14 protein-coding genes are annotated in these 15,658 nt (G+C 72.2%); 5 read left to right on the forward strand and 9 right to left on the reverse strand.

Annotated elements, in window-relative coordinates; genetic code table 11:
• Positions 1-41: 41 nt before the first annotated feature.
• Genes AAT21_RS22745 through AAT21_RS34630 form a run of 3 tightly spaced genes read right to left on the reverse strand, consistent with a single transcriptional unit; the run spans position 42 to position 3,702 of the window.
• On the reverse strand, positions 42-1,829 hold the full coding sequence (locus AAT21_RS22745; RefSeq protein ID WP_052757944.1) for a hypothetical protein: 1,788 nt from the start codon (positions 1,827-1,829) through the stop codon (positions 42-44).
• 54 nt (positions 1,830-1,883) lie between these two features.
• The gene (locus AAT21_RS22750; RefSeq protein ID WP_046778797.1) at positions 1,884-2,972 is read right to left on the reverse strand and encodes a DNA alkylation repair protein; all 1,089 of its coding nucleotides are present in this window, start codon (positions 2,970-2,972) and stop codon (positions 1,884-1,886) included.
• A 52-nt stretch (positions 2,973-3,024) separates the two neighbouring features.
• Positions 3,025-3,702 carry a hypothetical protein gene (locus AAT21_RS34630; protein ID WP_052757945.1) on the reverse strand — a complete coding sequence of 226 codons (678 nt, stop codon included), beginning with the start codon at positions 3,700-3,702 and terminating at the stop codon, positions 3,025-3,027.
• 328 nt (positions 3,703-4,030) lie between these two features.
• Here AAT21_RS34630 and AAT21_RS22760 point away from each other — a divergent pair, with 328 nt between their 5' ends.
• Positions 4,031-5,581, forward strand: coding sequence for an APC family permease (locus tag AAT21_RS22760; RefSeq protein ID WP_046778798.1), 1,551 nt, complete (start codon positions 4,031-4,033; stop codon positions 5,579-5,581).
• A 93-nt stretch (positions 5,582-5,674) separates the two neighbouring features.
• Here the strand turns inward: AAT21_RS22760 and AAT21_RS22765 are convergent, their stop codons facing one another.
• Positions 5,675-6,016, reverse strand: a complete 342-nt coding sequence (locus tag AAT21_RS22765) for a helix-turn-helix domain-containing protein (RefSeq protein ID WP_046778799.1) — start codon at positions 6,014-6,016, stop codon at positions 5,675-5,677.
• Positions 6,013-6,384, reverse strand: coding sequence for a type II toxin-antitoxin system RelE/ParE family toxin (locus AAT21_RS22770; protein ID WP_046778800.1), 372 nt, complete (start codon positions 6,382-6,384; stop codon positions 6,013-6,015). The genes AAT21_RS22765 and AAT21_RS22770 overlap by 4 nt, the downstream gene beginning before the upstream one ends.
• 144 nt (positions 6,385-6,528) lie before the next feature.
• Here AAT21_RS22770 and AAT21_RS22775 point away from each other — a divergent pair, with 144 nt between their 5' ends.
• Together AAT21_RS22775 and AAT21_RS22780 are read left to right on the forward strand one after the other, a co-directional pair.
• Positions 6,529-6,816 (forward strand): hypothetical protein, encoded by a 288-nt coding sequence (locus tag AAT21_RS22775; RefSeq protein ID WP_235439108.1) that lies wholly within the window; start codon positions 6,529-6,531, stop codon positions 6,814-6,816.
• Positions 6,817-7,065: 249 nt separating this feature from the next.
• Positions 7,066-7,683, forward strand: a complete 618-nt coding sequence (locus tag AAT21_RS22780; protein WP_046778802.1) for a flavodoxin family protein — start codon at positions 7,066-7,068, stop codon at positions 7,681-7,683.
• A 12-nt stretch (positions 7,684-7,695) separates the two neighbouring features.
• Here the strand turns inward: AAT21_RS22780 and AAT21_RS22785 are convergent, their stop codons facing one another.
• A complete protein-coding gene (locus AAT21_RS22785) occupies positions 7,696-7,944 on the reverse strand; it encodes a DUF397 domain-containing protein (RefSeq protein ID WP_046778803.1) in 249 nt (82 codons plus the stop codon).
• Positions 7,941-8,777: a helix-turn-helix domain-containing protein gene (locus AAT21_RS22790; RefSeq protein WP_046779021.1), complete on the reverse strand. Its 837-nt coding sequence runs from the start codon at positions 8,775-8,777 to the stop codon at positions 7,941-7,943. The genes AAT21_RS22785 and AAT21_RS22790 overlap by 4 nt, the downstream gene beginning before the upstream one ends.
• A 130-nt stretch (positions 8,778-8,907) precedes the next feature.
• Between AAT21_RS22790 and AAT21_RS22795 the strand changes: the two genes are divergently transcribed.
• A complete protein-coding gene (locus tag AAT21_RS22795; protein WP_046778804.1) occupies positions 8,908-9,354 on the forward strand; it encodes an ATP-binding protein in 447 nt (148 codons plus the stop codon).
• An 84-nt stretch (positions 9,355-9,438) separates the two neighbouring features.
• Positions 9,439-13,419, forward strand: a complete 3,981-nt coding sequence (locus AAT21_RS39265; RefSeq protein WP_157879772.1) for a hypothetical protein — start codon at positions 9,439-9,441, stop codon at positions 13,417-13,419.
• Between the two features lie 77 nt (positions 13,420-13,496).
• Here the strand turns inward: AAT21_RS39265 and AAT21_RS22805 are convergent, their stop codons facing one another.
• Both AAT21_RS22805 and AAT21_RS22810 read right to left on the reverse strand, forming a co-directional pair.
• Positions 13,497-14,357, reverse strand: a complete 861-nt coding sequence (locus tag AAT21_RS22805) for an LLM class F420-dependent oxidoreductase (RefSeq protein WP_046778805.1) — start codon at positions 14,355-14,357, stop codon at positions 13,497-13,499.
• Positions 14,358-14,450: 93 nt separating this feature from the next.
• Positions 14,451-15,632, reverse strand: a complete 1,182-nt coding sequence (locus tag AAT21_RS22810) for an ADP-ribosylglycohydrolase family protein (RefSeq protein WP_107081370.1) — start codon at positions 15,630-15,632, stop codon at positions 14,451-14,453.
• Positions 15,633-15,658 lie beyond the last annotated feature (26 nt).

A 15,658-nucleotide genomic window follows, 5' to 3' on the forward strand; every position in this document is an offset into this window, starting at 1 on the left:
CGGATCCGGCCGGGGGCGGGTGGCCCCCGGCCGGATCCGTGTCATGCCTGCGGGGTGCACGGGGGCTCGCGGTAGCCGAGGGCCACGGCCAGCTCGTTGTTGCCGCCGTCGAAGACGGCGAAGGCTTTGGGGTCCTCCGTCTCCAGCCGTTGCAGGGCGGCGGCCGCCCGGTCCCGGGGCGGGCCGTCGTCGTCGGGCAGCCGCCACGTGAAGTAGAGCGACCCGCCGGTGCCGGGAGGCGGGGCGGACGGCTTGTACCTGAGCAGTACCACCGTCGTGTCCGGGTCCTGCCAGTCGGTGGAGACCCAGCTCGGTGCGAGTTCCCACCGGGAGGTCAGGTCGGGCCGGTCGCGCAGGCCCGCAGCGATCAGCCGGGCGGTGCTGCGGGCCGGCCAGCACCAGGAGTGGTCCTGTCCGGCGCGCGCGAGCTCGGCATCGTAGGCGGCGGCGTCGAAGCGGTACGCCGGTGGCGTCGGGCCGACCGCCCCGCGCCAGCCGTCCCACACCACCTCGTCGCCGTCCCGGCGGATCGTCACGTACAGCGCTCCGCAGCAGCCCTCGGTGCAGTACGCCTCACAGAGCTGCACCTCGCGCGGCTCCCGTGCGGCGCGCAGCCGGCCGCTGTCGAGCAGGTACTCGGGCGAGTGGGCCCGGCCTTTGCCGAACAGCGCGGGGACGAGCGGAACCCCGTCGACGAGGATCCGGGTCTCGACGGCGGAGGAGTCCGCCGGACCGTGGACGACGGCCAGCTCCCACCGAGGTGGGTCCCCGGCGTCGGAGCGGGCGAAGGGGAGGTGCCGGTTGCGCCGGAACCAGTCCGCCCGCCGGTCGCCGGGTACGGGTTCCGGCGCGGCCGGGGGCAGTTGCCGGTCCAGGGCGTCGAGCAGGGCCCGGCGCCGTCCGGGCCGCCAGTTCAGCAGGGCGGCGGGGCCGCTGTGCAGGTCGAGGGCGGTCGAGAGGAGCAGCGCCTGGTGGTCCGGGGTCGGCGGCAGCCGGTCCGCCTGCCGGACCAGGGTCTCGTACACGGTCTGGGCGGGCAGGTAGTCGAGGATGTCGGCGCGGGCGTCCCGCTGGTCGGCCATCCGGTGCAGCAGCCGGCCGGTCAGCGCGAGCAGGTCGGCGTCCTGCGGCCCGTCCAGGAGCAGCCCGTGCAGGTCGGCGGCCTCGGCGATGCGCCGGCCGAGCCACAGGGCCCGGTCCTCGTCCGGCAGGGACAGCAGGGCGGACCGGATGGCCCCCACGTCGCCGGTGGTGATCGCGTCGGTCAGCGATGTCAGTTCCCCGGACCGGTCGCGGTGGCGGATGACCAGCAGGGCGGCCGCCTGCCGGTCGAGCGGGTCGAGGGCGGCGCCCGCGGCGTCCGCCAGGCCGCTCAGCATGCCGAGGGTGGTGAGGCAGGGCACGTCCTCGGGTTCGCCGAGGCGGATCATCAGGGCCATGCCGACACAGACGGCCGCCACGTCCGTGCCGGTGCGGATCAGGTGCCGGGCGGTCAGCCGGGCGGCGGCCTCGTCGGTCAGGGCGAGCCGTGCGGTGTGCGCGCGCAGGGTGCGGTGGGGCATGGCCAGTTCCGCGGCCCGCCGGTGGACGGCGTCGGCGGCCCGTACCGGGTCGGGGTCTGCGAGGAGGGGGGTGAGGGCGTCGGTGACTTCGTCCTGCGCCTGTTGCCAGGTCAGGTTCTCGCGGCTGGGCTCGGACGGCCCGTCGGGCAGGGGATAGCCCCTCCGCGGGATCCGGCCGTCCGGCTCGATGCCGTGGCGGAACAGGGCGTAGTCGTAGAGGGAGGTCGTCCGGGAGGGGAGCGCCTGGCGCTCTTCGCGGGCGCTCACCGGGCGGGGTGGGACTCGATTCCGTAGGTCATGCCCCGCAGCATGCCGCAGTGATCATCCGGCGTCCAGCGAGAAAACGGCCTCGCCGCGGACGCGGCCGTTGACCTGGAGCTGCACCAGGTGCTCGCCCGAGTGGTAGCGGCGGGTGGTGATCGGCTTGAAGGAGTGCCGCCTGGTGCCGGAGAGGGTCTCGCCGGGGGCCAGGGCGCGGGTGACCAGCTTGAACACCTTCGGGGTGCGGGTGCCGTTCGCCTTGGTGTGGTGCACGACGTAGTCGATCACCAGCTCGGCGGGGAGCTCGCCGGTGTTGGTCACCGCGTAGTCGAAGACGAGGTACTCCCCGACGGCGACGCGCGGCGTGGTGACCACCGGCCCGTGCACGCTGACCGGTACGTCCGGGGCGTGGCCCAGGAGGGTCAGCGCCTCGGGCCGGCCGGCCTTGATCAGGGTGCGCAGCCCGTGCCGTACGACGCGGTCCGTCGTGCCGGCGGGCTCGGCCAGCCAGCGGGCCGCCGTGCCGACGGCGAGGTCGGGGTGGTCGCGGCTGATGTCGTTGAGGTGGTTGGAGACGGAGCGGCGCACGTACTCGGACGGGTCACGGTGGAGGGCGTCCAGCACGGGCAGGGCGGGGCGCGGGTCGGCGACGAACGCGGGGAGCTGCGGGGCCCACGGCAGCCGGGGCCGCGTGCCCTCGCTGGCGAGACGCCGTACGTGCGGGTCGGGGTCCTCGGTCCACGTCCGTACGACGGCCAGGGCGCGGCCCGGGTCGGCGCGCAGGAAGGGCCGTACCGCGGATTCGGCGGTGAGCCGGGGGGTCAGGTCGTGCAGCAGTTCCAGCCCGGGCTCGAAGACCTCCAGCCCGCGGACGGCGACGGCCTCGTTGACGGGGAAGGTCATCCACCCCTCGAAGGCGGGCTCGGCGAGGGCGGTGCGGACGACGGCCTCGAAGCCGGGCCAGTCCTCGGGGAGGTCGGCGAGCACGGCGTCGCGGATCGCGGCGACCCGCCCGCTGTACGTCAGACCGTCGAGCGCGGCGGCGCGGGCGGTCAGGGCGGGCGCGGACCGGCGCCCGCCCGCCCGGGCCAGCAGCCGGGCGAGGGTGGTGACGGTGTCCGCGCTGAGGAGCTCATCGGCCGTGGGCATGGGGCCAGTCTCGCGGATCGCGTACCCGGGCGGGCCGTTCCGGGCGGCGTTCTCAGTGGTCCTTGTAGTAGTCCGTGAGGACGCAGCCCTTCACCAGGGCCGGTTCCTTGCGGAAGCCGCTCGGCGGCTTGAAGTCCGGGTGGCAGTTGAGCATGAGCAGTCCGGCCTGCGGCTGGAGCAGGGCGCTCATGCTGTCCGCGTCCTGGGACCCCATGGCGAAGTCCTGGCCGACGACGATGCCGCCGTCGGGGTTCCCGCCGTTGCCCTTCTTCGCCATCTCCGCCTTGAAGGCCGTCTGGAAGGCCTTCGCGTCCTTGTACAGGAGGATCGTGGTGCGGTTCTGCCTGCCGCAGTAGCCGGTCTCCGTCACGCCGGCGGCCTTGTCGAACTCTGCGTTCGGGCCCGTCGGTCCGTCCTCGCCGTTGTCGGCGCTGACCTGGCGGCAGTCGGTGAAGCCGCCGATGAACCGGGCGGCCGCGGCCATGGTGCCCGCCTTCGGCAGCTTCTGGAACGCGGTGCCGTCCTTGGGCGCGTTCCCGTTGACCCCGCCGTTCTTGGTGGGGTTCTCCAGGGTGCCCTCGTGGGCACCGCCGTCGGTGCCTGGGCCCGTGCCGGTGTCGGAGCCGATGCCGCCGAGGGTCTGGTCCTCACCGCCGCCGCAGGCGGTGAGGGTGAGCAGGGCCGTGACGGCCGCTGCCGATGCGAGCAGTTTCGTGGTGCGCGTGCGCATGGTGACTCCCCCGTGCATGATCTTGAACCGCGGCGACTCTAGGCCGGTGGTCATGCGCGCGGCAAACCGGTCCCATGCGCCGTTACCACTGGTCACCGCAAAGTCACGAGGGAAACTTTGAAAAAGTGCAAATCGGACATGCCTGCGGTTTCCGTATGGTGAAAGCCTGCTGGCTGGCCCTGTTGAACCATCGTTGGATGCCTGGATGAACCTTGCATTAAGCACTTGTGAACTGTCTCGACCTCAAGATTCCAAGGCTTCGGAGGCCTTTCCCTTCCGGACTTCGATCCTCCAGATGTGGAAAACGCAGCATCTAACGTCCTGACCCATGACTCAGCTGGACGTTCGGCCTCAGGCCGGAGACACGGTAAGCGGCGTGGCCGGGGGCGTACGCGGCAAGGGACTCGGCGGCAATTCCGTCGGGCTCGTGGGCAACGCCGTCATCGGCGTATCGACGGTCGCCCCCGTCTACTGCCTGACGGCCACACTCGGTCCCACGGTCAGCGAGGTCGGCGTCCAGATGCCGGCCATCTTCCTGGCCGGATTCATCCCCATGCTGCTGGTGGCCTTCGCCTACCGCGCCCTGAACAAGGCGGTCCCCGACTGCGGCACCTCCTTCACCTGGTCGGTCAAGGCCTTCGGCCCCCGCGTCGGCTGGATGTGCGGCTGGGGCCTGCTGGTCGCCACGGTCGTCGTGCTCTCCAACCTCGCCGGCGTGGCCACCAACTTCTTCTATCTCCTCGTGGGCGAACTGACCGGCAGCGCCGACCTCGCCGCGCTGGACGACAACAAGTTCGTCCACATCCTCACCACCCTGGTCTTCATCGCGATCGCCACCGCGATCAGCTACCGCGGCATCACCGCCACCAAGTGGGTCCAGTACGTCCTGGTCGGCCTTCAGCTCACGGTGCTGGCGATGTTCGCCTACCTGGCCATCACCAAGTCCGACGAGGTCGCGGGCTCGCTCGCCTTCTCGTGGTCCTGGATGAACCCCTTCGCCGTCGAGTCGCTCGCCGCCTTCACGGCCGGCCTCTCCCTCTCGATCTTCATCTACTGGGGCTGGGACGCCTGTCTGTCCGTCAACGAGGAGAGCGTCGGCAGCGCCAAGACGCCCGGCCGCGCCGCGATGCTCGCCATGGTCGTCATCGTCGCCTCGTACCTGGTCGTCGCCATCGCCGCCCAGATGTACGCCGGTGTCGGCACCGAGGGCAACGGCCTCGGCAACGAGCAGACCGCGGACAACGTTTTCGCCGCCCTCGCCGAGCCGATCATGGGCTCCGGTCTCGGGGTGCTGCTCTTCGTCGCGGTCCTGGCCTCCGCCGCCGCGAGCCTGCAGACCACCTTCATCCCGGTGGCGCGCACGGTCCTGTCGATGAGCACCTACGAAGCCCTGCCGTCCTCCTTCGCCAAGGTCCACCCCCGCTTCAAGACCCCGGGCCGCGCCACCGTCATGGCGGGCATCGCCACCGGCGTCTTCTACGCGGTGATGACACTGGTCAGCGAGAACGTCCTGATCGACACGATCTACGCCCTCGGCCTCATGATCTGCTTCTACTACTCGATCACGGCCTTCGCCTGCGTCTGGTTCTTCCGCGCGGACCTGCGCTCCTCGGCCCGCGACCTCCTGGTGAAGGGCATCCTGCCGGGCATCGGCGGCCTCATGCTCGCCGCGGTCTTCTGCCAGACGATGTACGACATGTGGGACCCGGCCTACGGCTCCGGCTCGTCGCTCTTCGGCGTGGGCAGCGTCTTCATCATCGGAGTGGGCCTGCTCCTCCTGGGCGTGGTCGTCATGCTGATCACCCAGCGCCGCAGCCCGGCCTTCTTCCGCGGCGAGGTCCTGACGAAGTCCACCCCGGCGCTGGTGGTCGAGGACTGACCCCCGTGCCGAACGCACCCGCCGAGTCATCCCCGCGGCCCCGGATCGATCCCCCCGATCCGGGGCCGCCGGCGTCCCCGGCGGCCGTTCCGCCTACCCGAGGAGGTACTGCTCGTCCCCGAATTCGGCCACGATCTTGAGCTTGCCGCCGAGGGCGCGTACGTAGGCGGCGAGGGTCTCGACCTCGCTGCGTGCGAGCTCCCCGTTCTCGATCCGGGAGACCCGGGCCTGGGTGACTCCCATGGCCTCGGCCACCTGGACCTGCGTGGTGTGCTGTCGCTTGCGTACTTCGGCCAGTCGGTGCGCGCGGACGACGGCGATCATCTCGGCCGCGCCGCGGTCGATCTCCGCCCGTTCGGCGGGGGAGAAGCCGAAGTCCTCGACGACGTCCTCCCAGCGGGCGGCCCGCGCAGAGCCGTCGGGTGTCTGTGTCATGGTGTGTCCTCCTCCGATTGCGTCAGGTAATCCTCGTACGCCTTCTCGGCCCGGGGAATCGCGGACCGGTACCAGCCCTGCCAGTCGCCGGCCTTGTCTCCGCCGACGAGGAACACCGCTCGTCGCAGCGGGTCGAATACGAACAGCAGCCGGACTTCGGTACCCCCGGACGATCCGGGGCGCAGCTCCTTGAGATTGGCCAACCGGGATCCTCTGATGGTGTCCACGAAGGGGCGACCCATGGCTGGACCCTCGTGCCTCAGCGCCGTGATGGCCTTGCTGATCTGAATCAGCGTGGGCCGGTCGTCCCGCCGCAGGCTGTGCAGCCAGGAAAGAGCAGGCTCCACGATGATCACGTCCCAGTCCACGAACCTTCCCTCCCGAGTATGACAGGTGCGGCATATTACGCAAGTGTTGTATGGGTGTGGGGGTGGATGGAAGGGAGTCACTCCAAAGGGGTGGGCGGGTGGTGACCCGGGGACGGGGGGGTCGTTGGGACGGGCATGACTGTCATGAAGCGCACCCTTGCCGCCCTGGTCCTGTCCGGGGGCGCCGCCCTCGCACTCGTTCCCGCCGCGCACGCCGCCGACGAGCCGTCCGCGGCGACCGGGGCGGCGCCGCTCGTCGGACGCGTCGTCGAGATCGCCGACCACCCCGCGCAGACCGTCCAGGACACGAAGACGGCGGTCGCGGTGACCCAGGGCGCGGTCGGCTCCGCCGCGAAGGCGACCGACAGCTCACTCGGGGGTGCGGGGTCGGCCCTGGACGCCGGGCTGCCGAAGACCCCGAAGGTCGACTGATCCCGGCCGGTACGGGCAGCGGTACGGCGGCCGGAGGCGTTCGTCGCCGGGCACGGGATCGGTCCTCGGTCCTCTCTCAGGGCCGCCGGCGCGGGGCGTCGTAGTCCGGGCCGTCCGGGCCAGGGAAGTGGAACGGCATGCCGAGGTGGTCCGCCAGGGCGCGGCCCGCCTCGGTGGCGGCCTTGAGGGGATTTCGGCCGCCCGCACGCGGACGGAATGGCTCCGCAAGCAGCGGAAGTTGCAGGTCACATGACGACCGACAGACTTACCGATGCTGACCGTTCGTTCCTCTTCGTCCTCGGCAGCTCCCGCCCGGACGGCAATACCGAGATCCTCGCCCGGGCGGCGGCCGAGCAGCTGCCCGCCGACATTCCGCAGTGCTGGGTGGACCTGGCGAAGGACCCGCTGCCCGACTTCCAGGACGGCCGCCACGAGGACGGGACCTGGCCGGTGGGCGGGCGCGAGGAGGAGCTGCGCCGGCTCACCCTGGAGGCCACCGACATCGTGATCGCCTCGCCCCTGTACTGGTACACCGTCTCGGCGAACACCAAGCGCTACCTCGACTACTGGTCCGGCTGGCTCGGTGTTCCCGGCCTGGACTTCAAGAAGCGGATGGCCGGCCGCACCCTGTGGGGCGTCACGGCGATGGCCGAGGAGGACGAGGCCCGCGCCGACGGGCTGATCACCGCCCTCAACCACTCCGCGGCCTACCTGGGGATGCGCTTCGGCGGGGTCCTGCTCGGCAACGGCTCCCGCCCCGGCCAGGTGCGGAACGACGAGCGCGCGATCACCCGCGCCAAGACCTTCTTCGCACGCGAGGCCCCGCTCGCCCGGTTCCCCGGCGAGGAGGAGACCGGGGAGCGGTGACCGCGCCGCCGTTCAGCGGGTGGCGGTGACGCCGCCCAGGAACGCGGTCCAGACGTCCGGGGTGACGGCCAGCTCGGGGCCGGCCGTCACCTTGGAGTCCCGGACGTGCACGGCGCCGGGGCAGGCGGCGACCTCGACGCAGCTGTCGCCTTCGCTGCCGCTGTACGTGGACTTGTGCCAGGAGAGGGCGACCTCGACGCAGCTGTCGCCGTCGCCGCTGCTGTAACTGCTCTTGAACCACCGCAGCCGGGAGCTCTTCACAGGGATCCTCGCCTTCGCATCAACAGGCCGGCGGTGTCCGCCGGATTGAGGGCCTGGATGCGAAGTTTGGCATACCGGAGGTGGAGGAGGCTGAGGTCCTTCGGGTCGGTCAGCACACGGCCCGACTGCTGTCCCTCGCTGTATCCCATCCATTCGTGGTCCTGGGTTTCGAGGAGTTGGAAGGCGCCTCCGAGACCGGCGTGTTCGGGGCTGACCAGCGGCATGATCTGCAGGTCCACGTTGGGCAGTCGACCGCACTCCAGCAGGTGGTCGATCAGCTGGCGGCTCACCTCCGGGCCACCGGTCTGCCTCAGGATCACCGCCTCGTCGATGATGAAGCTGAAGACGGTGTAGGGGGTGCGGCAGAGCAGCCGCTGGCGCTCCAGCCTGGCTGTGATGCGCTCCTCGACCTCCTCGAAGGCGGGCGGCGGCAGGACGGCGTCCACCAGTGCCCGGGCGTACGATTCGGGCTGGAGCAGGCCAGGGACGGACCGGCACTCGTAGGTGTTGAGGATGACGGCGCCCTCCTCCAACTCCGCCCACCGGCGAAACCATGAGGCAAGGCCGCGCCGGCGCGTCAGCTGCTTCGCGGCGATGTCGATGACGCCGAAGGTGTCCAGGACCGCTTCCGTCTTGTTCACGAACTTCTGCGACGGGTGGCGGCGGCCCTGCTCGACCGAGCCGACGTACTGCACCGAGTACCCGATCAGCGGCGCCAGCTGCTCCTGGGTCAGGCCGGCGCGTTTGCGGGAGGCCTTGACCGTCTCGCCGAAGCTGCGCAGGTTGTCGTCCGGCTCGACCTCGCCGTCACCGCTGTCCTCGGCACTCACCATGGCGGTCACCTCCCCGACAGGAAGGTTCACGCACCGTGACTCCGCCTGTCCAGGGAACGGACTCGTACAGTTGGTTTGTACGAGTCCGGGTGGTGTTGAACGAGCCTGCTCGGGCGGGATGTTGGCGCCCATGACCGCACCTTCCGGCCGCGCCCGGACCCTCGTACGCGTGTTCACTCAGCGTTTCACCAGCACCCGCCGCGGGGCCCGGCTCGCACGGCAGCTGGCCCTCGTCGAGCTCGACGCGTGGGGCTTCCCCGAATCCACCGGCCTGTCCGCGGACACCGGGCTCCTCGTGGCCGAGCTCGCCGCCAACGCCGTCCGCCACGGCCGCGTTTCGGGACGGGACTTCGAGCTGAAGCTGACGCTCCTGGAGGACGTCCTGCGCATCGAGGTCTCCGACGCCCGCCGCGACCGCCGCCCGGCGGTGCAGCCGCACGCGTACGGGGCGGAGTCCGGCTACGGCCTGCGCATCGTGGACGCCGTCGCCACCGACTGGGGCGTCACGGACCGCATCGTCGGCAAGACGGTCTGGGCCGAGCTGGCCCGGAGGCGCCCCCCTGCGGAGCCCTTCTAGGGGGTGGATAAGCTCCGCCTGCCCGTCGTGTGAGGGACACAGGACGAGGACGGCTGAGCTGGGGGCTCCATGAGATTGCTGCCGATGGGCAGAAGAGTGCGCGAGAGACCGGGGAGGGGCAGGGCCGCGGTCGCCTCCGGGGCCCTGCTGCTCTCCGTACTGGCGTCGTTCACCGGTCAGGCGGGGGCCGCCGCCGCGGCGACGCAGCCGCCCGCCGCCACGGCCACCACCGCCTCACCGCAGTCCGGCGCGTCCGTCGCCACCGCCCCCGAGGCGGGCCCCACGGCCGCCGCGCCGAAGAAGGATCCGGCGGGAGACCGCGAGGCCGTCCTGAGCTCGCTCCAGCAGAGCGGCCAGGCCGCCGGCGCCTGCCCGACGGCCCTGCAGCCGAGCACGATCGTCACCTGTGCGGTCGAGGCCAACACGACGGCGTCCTTCTCCTTCGCGGTGCCCGCACCGGACGTGCTCGTCCTGCAGCTCGCCACCTCGCCCGGCATCCTCCGGCCCAAGCTGGTGTCGCCCACGGGCGCCACCGTGACCTGCGAGCACGTGCGCGGCTCGGGGGACTACACCTACGGGGCGTTCCGCTGCCCCGCCGCCCAGGCGGGCACCTACACGATGAAGGTCGAGAACGGCACGGGTTCGCAGACCTCGATCTGGACCTCGTACCTGCCGCTGGCCTCGTCCACGACCTGCACCACCGTCGCTCCAGCCGACCGCAGGCTCGGCGCGCCCAAGGTGTTCCAGGGCTCGCTGCCGGCCGGCTCGGCGGGTGACTGCTACGCGCTGGGCCTGGCCGCGAACGATGTACTGCGCAGCTACTCCTCCTCGAAGGAGGTCCACCACAGCGTCTACGACGCGACCGGCAAGCAGATCTGCGCCAGTGGCTACGACTGGCTGAACACCGAGAGCGCCGCGCTCGACTGCAAGCTCACCGGAACCGCGCCGTTCCGGATGATGGCGGTCCGCTCGGACGGTGCGAGCCAGCAGGCCTACGACCTCACCCTGGCCCGTCTTTCCCGGCCCGAGGGCTGCGCGCTGGTGGAGCCGCAGGCGTTCGGGGTCTCCCCGGACCTGACCGCCACCGCACGCTGCCGGATCCTGCGGGTCGCCCAGCCCGCCTGGCACTCCTTCGGCCCCGTCGCCTCCGGTACGGCCCCTGCCGGAACGCTGTTCGACGCGGCCGGTGCCGCAGTACCCGGACTCTGCCAGTACGGCGCGTGCGACCTGCCCGCCGGAGACCACACGTGGGCGGCCACTCCCAGGCCCGAGGCCCCCACCGCCTTCGGCATGGCCTTGCACTCCGCCAAGGAGACCCGCGGCTGCACCGCCACCCACGACAACGGTCTCGTCGCCGGGGCGGCGACCGGCACCTTCGGTGGCCCCGGGCAGAAGCTGTGCCTGAGCCTGCCGACCGCCTCGGGCAAGGGCGTGTACCTGCTGGACCGGACGCCCGCCGGCGGGAAGGCCGTCAGCGCGGTGGTGTACGACGCGGCCGGCCTCAAGCAGTGCGAGTACTCCGGCTACTACCCCGTCTGCAAGCTGACCGGTACCGCGCCCTTCCGGGCCGTCCTGACCGGCACTCCGGCACAGGCCTACGGCCTGGCGGTCCACCGGACCGGTGAGCCCGCGGGGTGCGCGTCCTGGCCGCGGACCGGCTTCGACGGATCGGCCGGAGCGGAGGTCTCGCTGACCGCCGACGGCCGGCAGTCCTGCCTGAGCCTGCCCGCCGACCAGCACTCGCCGGCCGAGGTGCTGGCCTACTCCCAGCCCGTCGGCCGGGAGGGAGCGACCTTCTATGTCGCCGACGCCGCGGGCAACGTCGCGTGCCTCGGCGGCGCCGTCCTGCCGTGCCCCCTGACCGTCGGTACCCCGTACACCGTGATGCTGGTCGGCGGGGCCGACACCTACAAGCTGGCACGGCGCGACGTCTCGGCGGCGGCGAACTGCACCGCCCCGGTGTCGACGAAGGTCGGCGGCCAGGCCGTGCCCTTCGACCTGACCTCGCCGCTCGACGCGCGCTGCGTGCGGATCACCGGCGCCACCACCGACAAGTTCTGGCTGAGCGCCCGGACGGCCGGCGTCAGGGACGACCCCTCAGCGACGCTGCAGGTGGTCGACTCCGGCGGCAGGTTCCTGTGCCGGCAGTACGCCGTCGCCTGCCGGGTCACCGGATCCACGTCGTACGTCGCGATCGTCCACACCGAGAACCACGCGGGCAAGCCGGTCCACGCCGACGTGGACACCTGGAAGGTCGGCACGTCCGCGGGCTGGGTGCCCGAGTGCACCGCGAACCGGATCTCGGCGGACGGCTTCCCCGAGCGCAGCGGAGTGCTGACGCAGGCCTCCACCGCCTACTGCGCGGTCGTCGACATGAAGCCCTCGCAGAGTTTCGGCGTGACCGGACACAGCACGTCCAACGACCTCGCCAGCCCCGCCACCCCCGAACTGAGCCTGCTCGGCGCCCAGGGATGGGAAGGCTCCGGTACCTCGTCCGGGTACCGGTGCGAGGGCGGGTTCAGCACCCGGTGCTCGGTCGAGAGCGGCGCGAAGGCGGGCCAGGCCGTGCTGATGCTGAGCGCGGCCAGGACCGTCCTGCCGGTCGAGTTCACCATGCGGGGATCCTGCATCACGGTGTGCAGCGGGCCGCAGCAGCCGGCCCCGTGGGTGACCTCCATCAGCCCGGCGACCGGGCCCGCCGGGACGTGGAACCAGGCGGTCGTCCACGGGGTGGACCTCACCCTCGGCTCCTACCTCCAGCTGATGCCGAGCGGCTCGCAGTTCGCCGGCGGCCCCTACCTGAAGCCGCTCTCGGTGAGCCCTGACGGGACCTCGATGAAGGTTCTCGTGGACGCGACCGGCCTGCAGCCCGGCCTGTACGACGTGGGCCTCTACATCGGGCACCGGATCACCAAGGCGTACACGGTGACGGCGCCGACGACCGCCACCGAGAGCCGGTTCGTGCCGCACGGCCCCGCGCGGTTCCTGGACACCCGTGACGGTACGGGTGCGAAGAAGGAGCGGGTCGGTCCGGGCGGGGTCGTCACCCTGCAGGTCGCGGGCGTCAAGGGCATCCCGGCGACGGGGGTCACGGCCGTCGTGATGAACGTGACCGCGGTGCAGCCGACCGAGGCGGGACACGTGATGGTCTACCCGAACGGGCAGCCCAGGCCCTCGGTGTCGAACCTCAACTTCTCGCCGGGGCAGATCGTGCCGAACCTGGTGACGGTGCCGGTGCTGAACGGCAAGGTCGACCTGCGCAACAACGCGGGGTCGGTGGACCTGATCGCCGACGTCACCGGCTACTACACGGACAAGGCCGGTGCCGGCTCCGCGCTGAACCCGGTCACGCCCGCGCGGTTCCTGGACACCCGTGACGGCACGGGTGCGACCAAGCAGCGGGTCGGTCCGGGCGGGGTCGTCACCCTCCAGGTCGCCGGTGTGAAGGGCGTCCCGGCGAGCGGGGTCACTGCGGTGGTCATGAACGTGACCGCCGTCCACCCGACCGAGTCCGGACACGTCACCGTCTACCCCAACGGGCAGGCGGCACCGGGGGTGTCGAACCTCAACTTCACGCCCGGACAGATCGTCCCCAACCTGGTGACGGTGCCGGTCGTGAACGGCAAGGTCGACCTGCGCAACAACTCCGGTTCGGTGGACCTGATCGCCGATGTCACCGGCTACTACGCGGCCGAGGGGTCGGGCTTCTCGGCCGGTGCGCCGATCCGGCTCCTCGACACCCGTGACGGGACCGGCGCCCGCGCCGGAGCCGTCCGCGGGGGCAGCATCGTCAGTCTGCAGGTGGCCGGGGTCGAGGGCGTGCCGCTGACGGGAGTGACCGCGGTGGTCCTGAACGTCACCGTCACCAACCCGACGGAGGCGGGCCACCTGATCGTCCACCCGCACGGGACCGGACGGCCGGGCGTCTCGAACCTCAACTTCACGGCCGGGCAGACCGTCTCCAACCTGGTGGTCGTCCCCGTCGTGGACGGCCGGGTGACGTTCTACAACAACTCCGGCTCGACCGACGTGATCGCCGACCTGAACGGCTGGTTCACGGCCTGAGGATCCCGCGGAAGTGAACCGGGGCCCGTCCGATCGCACGATCGGACGGGCCCCGCCGCTGTACGGGAGCGGGGAGGTCAGAGGTACCGGGCGAATTCGTCCAGGGCGCGGAGGATTTCCGGCTCGGGGGCCGAGGGGAGCTGGAGGACGACCTCCTCGATGCCGAGGTCGGCGTAGTGCGCGAGCTTGCCCGGGCTGGGGTGGACCGCGTACGGGACCACCTGGAGGGTCTTCGGGTCGCGTCCGGCGGTCTCCCAGACCTGCCGCAGCACCGGGAGGGACTCGGTGAGGCCGCCACCGCCGATCGGGAGCCAGCCGTCGGCATGGTCGGCGACGGCGGCGAACAGCTTCGGGCCGGCCGCGCCGCCGATCAGGGTGCGGGGGCCGTGCAGGAGGGAGCCGGGGCCGAGTTCGCGCGGGGCCTGGGCCGGCTTCGGATGGGCGCTGCTGGCCCGGACGGAGCAGAACTGGCCCACGTACGCCGTCGGCTCGGGGGCCCACAGGGCGCGCATCAGGGCCATCCGGTCGCGGACCAGGTCGCGGCGCGTGCGCCACTCGACTCCGTGGTCGGCGGCCTCCTCCACGTTCCAGCCGTAGCCGACGCCCAGGGTGAAACGGCCGCCGGAGAGGTGGTCGAGGGTCGCGACCTGCTTCGCGAGGGCGATCGGATCGTGCTGGGCGATCAGGCTGATGCCGGTGCCGAGCCGCAGGCGTTCGGTGACCGCGGCGGCCTGGCCGAGGGCGACGAAGGGGTCCAGGGTGCGCCCGTACATGTCGGGGAGTTCGCCGCCCATCGGGGCGGGGGTCTCGCGGGAGACCGGGATGTGGGTGTGCTCCGGCAGGTAGAGGCCCGAGAATCCGCGCTCCTCCAGGACGCGGGCGAGACGGACGGGGGAGACGGTGCGGTCGGTGAGGAAGACGGTCGTGGCGATCCGCATGGGCACTGGCACCTCCGAGACGTGGGAACGCCACGGTACGGGCTGAGCCCGTGATTGTTGAGGGGGCGTCAGGTGCCTGGGGCGGGGTGCCGGTCAGCCGCGCGGGTAGCGGGCCAGCCAGCCGGGAGAGGAGGCGGAGCCGGAGGCCGAGGGGCCGTGCAGGGCCGGGCCCTGGGTCATCTCCAGGGCGAAGTCGTCGCACAGCTCCAGGAGCGTGGCGCGGCCTTCGAGCTCCGCGAGCCAGGCGGGCGGGAGGGCGGTCTCGCCGTGGAGCGCGCCGAGCAGGGCCCCGCACAGGGCGCCGGCGGAGACGGAGTCGCCGCCGTGGTTGACGGCGAGGCGCAGGCCGTGGGCGATGTCCTCGGCGACCAGGGCGCAGTAGACGGCGACGGCGAGGGAGTGCGTGGCGTCGCGGGCCTCGGGTGCGGCGTCGCCGGGGGAGAGCGCTTCGACGGCGTCGGGGCCGGGCGGGCCCTGGGTGACGGCCGCCGTGGCCCGCTGGAGGGCGTCGGTGACGGGCTGGTGGCCGGGGCGGGCGCCCAGCAGTCCCAGGGCGCGCTGGACGGCGGCGTCGAGGGAGTCGCCGCGGATCAGGCCGTGGACGATGACGGCGAGGGCGCCGGCCGAGAGGTGGGCGGTGGGATGGCCGTGGCTCTGCGCGGCGCACTCGACGGTGAGCTGGAGGACGAGGGCGGGCTCCCAGCCGACCAGCAGGCCGAAGGGGGCCGAACGGGCGGCTGCGGCCGCGCCGCGGGCGGCCGGGTTCTTGGGCTGGTCGAGGGTGGCGAGGACGTCGTCGCCGAAGCCGGTCAGGCAGGCGCGGTCGGGGTCGCGGCGGGCGTAGAGCCATTCCTGCTGCGCGAGCCAGCCGTTGTCCTCGCGGCGCTCGTCGGGGCCCCAGTCGTGCTGGGTCGCCGCCCAGCGGCGGTACGCGCGGTGGACGTCGGTCGGCGGGTGCCAGGCGCCGGTGTCCCGGCGTACGTGGGCCCGGATCAGCCCGTCCACGGTGAAGAGGGTGAGCTGCGTGGCGGCGGTGACCCGGCCGCGGCGACCGTGGGCGACGGCGGGTCCGGTCAGGCCGTCGGGGCCGTGGGCGGCGGGTGCGGTCAGGCCGTCGGGGCCGTGTGCGGCGCGGATGGCGTCGAGGGAGAGGCCTGCGAGGGGCGCGCCGAGGGCGTCGCCGAGGGCCGCGCCGAGAAGCGTGCCGCGGATCCGGCTACGGAAGTCCTGCTGCTCGACCCGCCCCCAGAGCCCGGTGACGATCCCCCGCCCCAGGGTCCTGCCTCCGGCAGGGCCGGCAG

Origin of the sequence: Streptomyces yangpuensis (assembly GCF_001005295.1) — a bacterium.
GTDB classification, from domain to species: domain Bacteria; phylum Actinomycetota; class Actinomycetes; order Streptomycetales; family Streptomycetaceae; genus Streptomyces; species Streptomyces yangpuensis.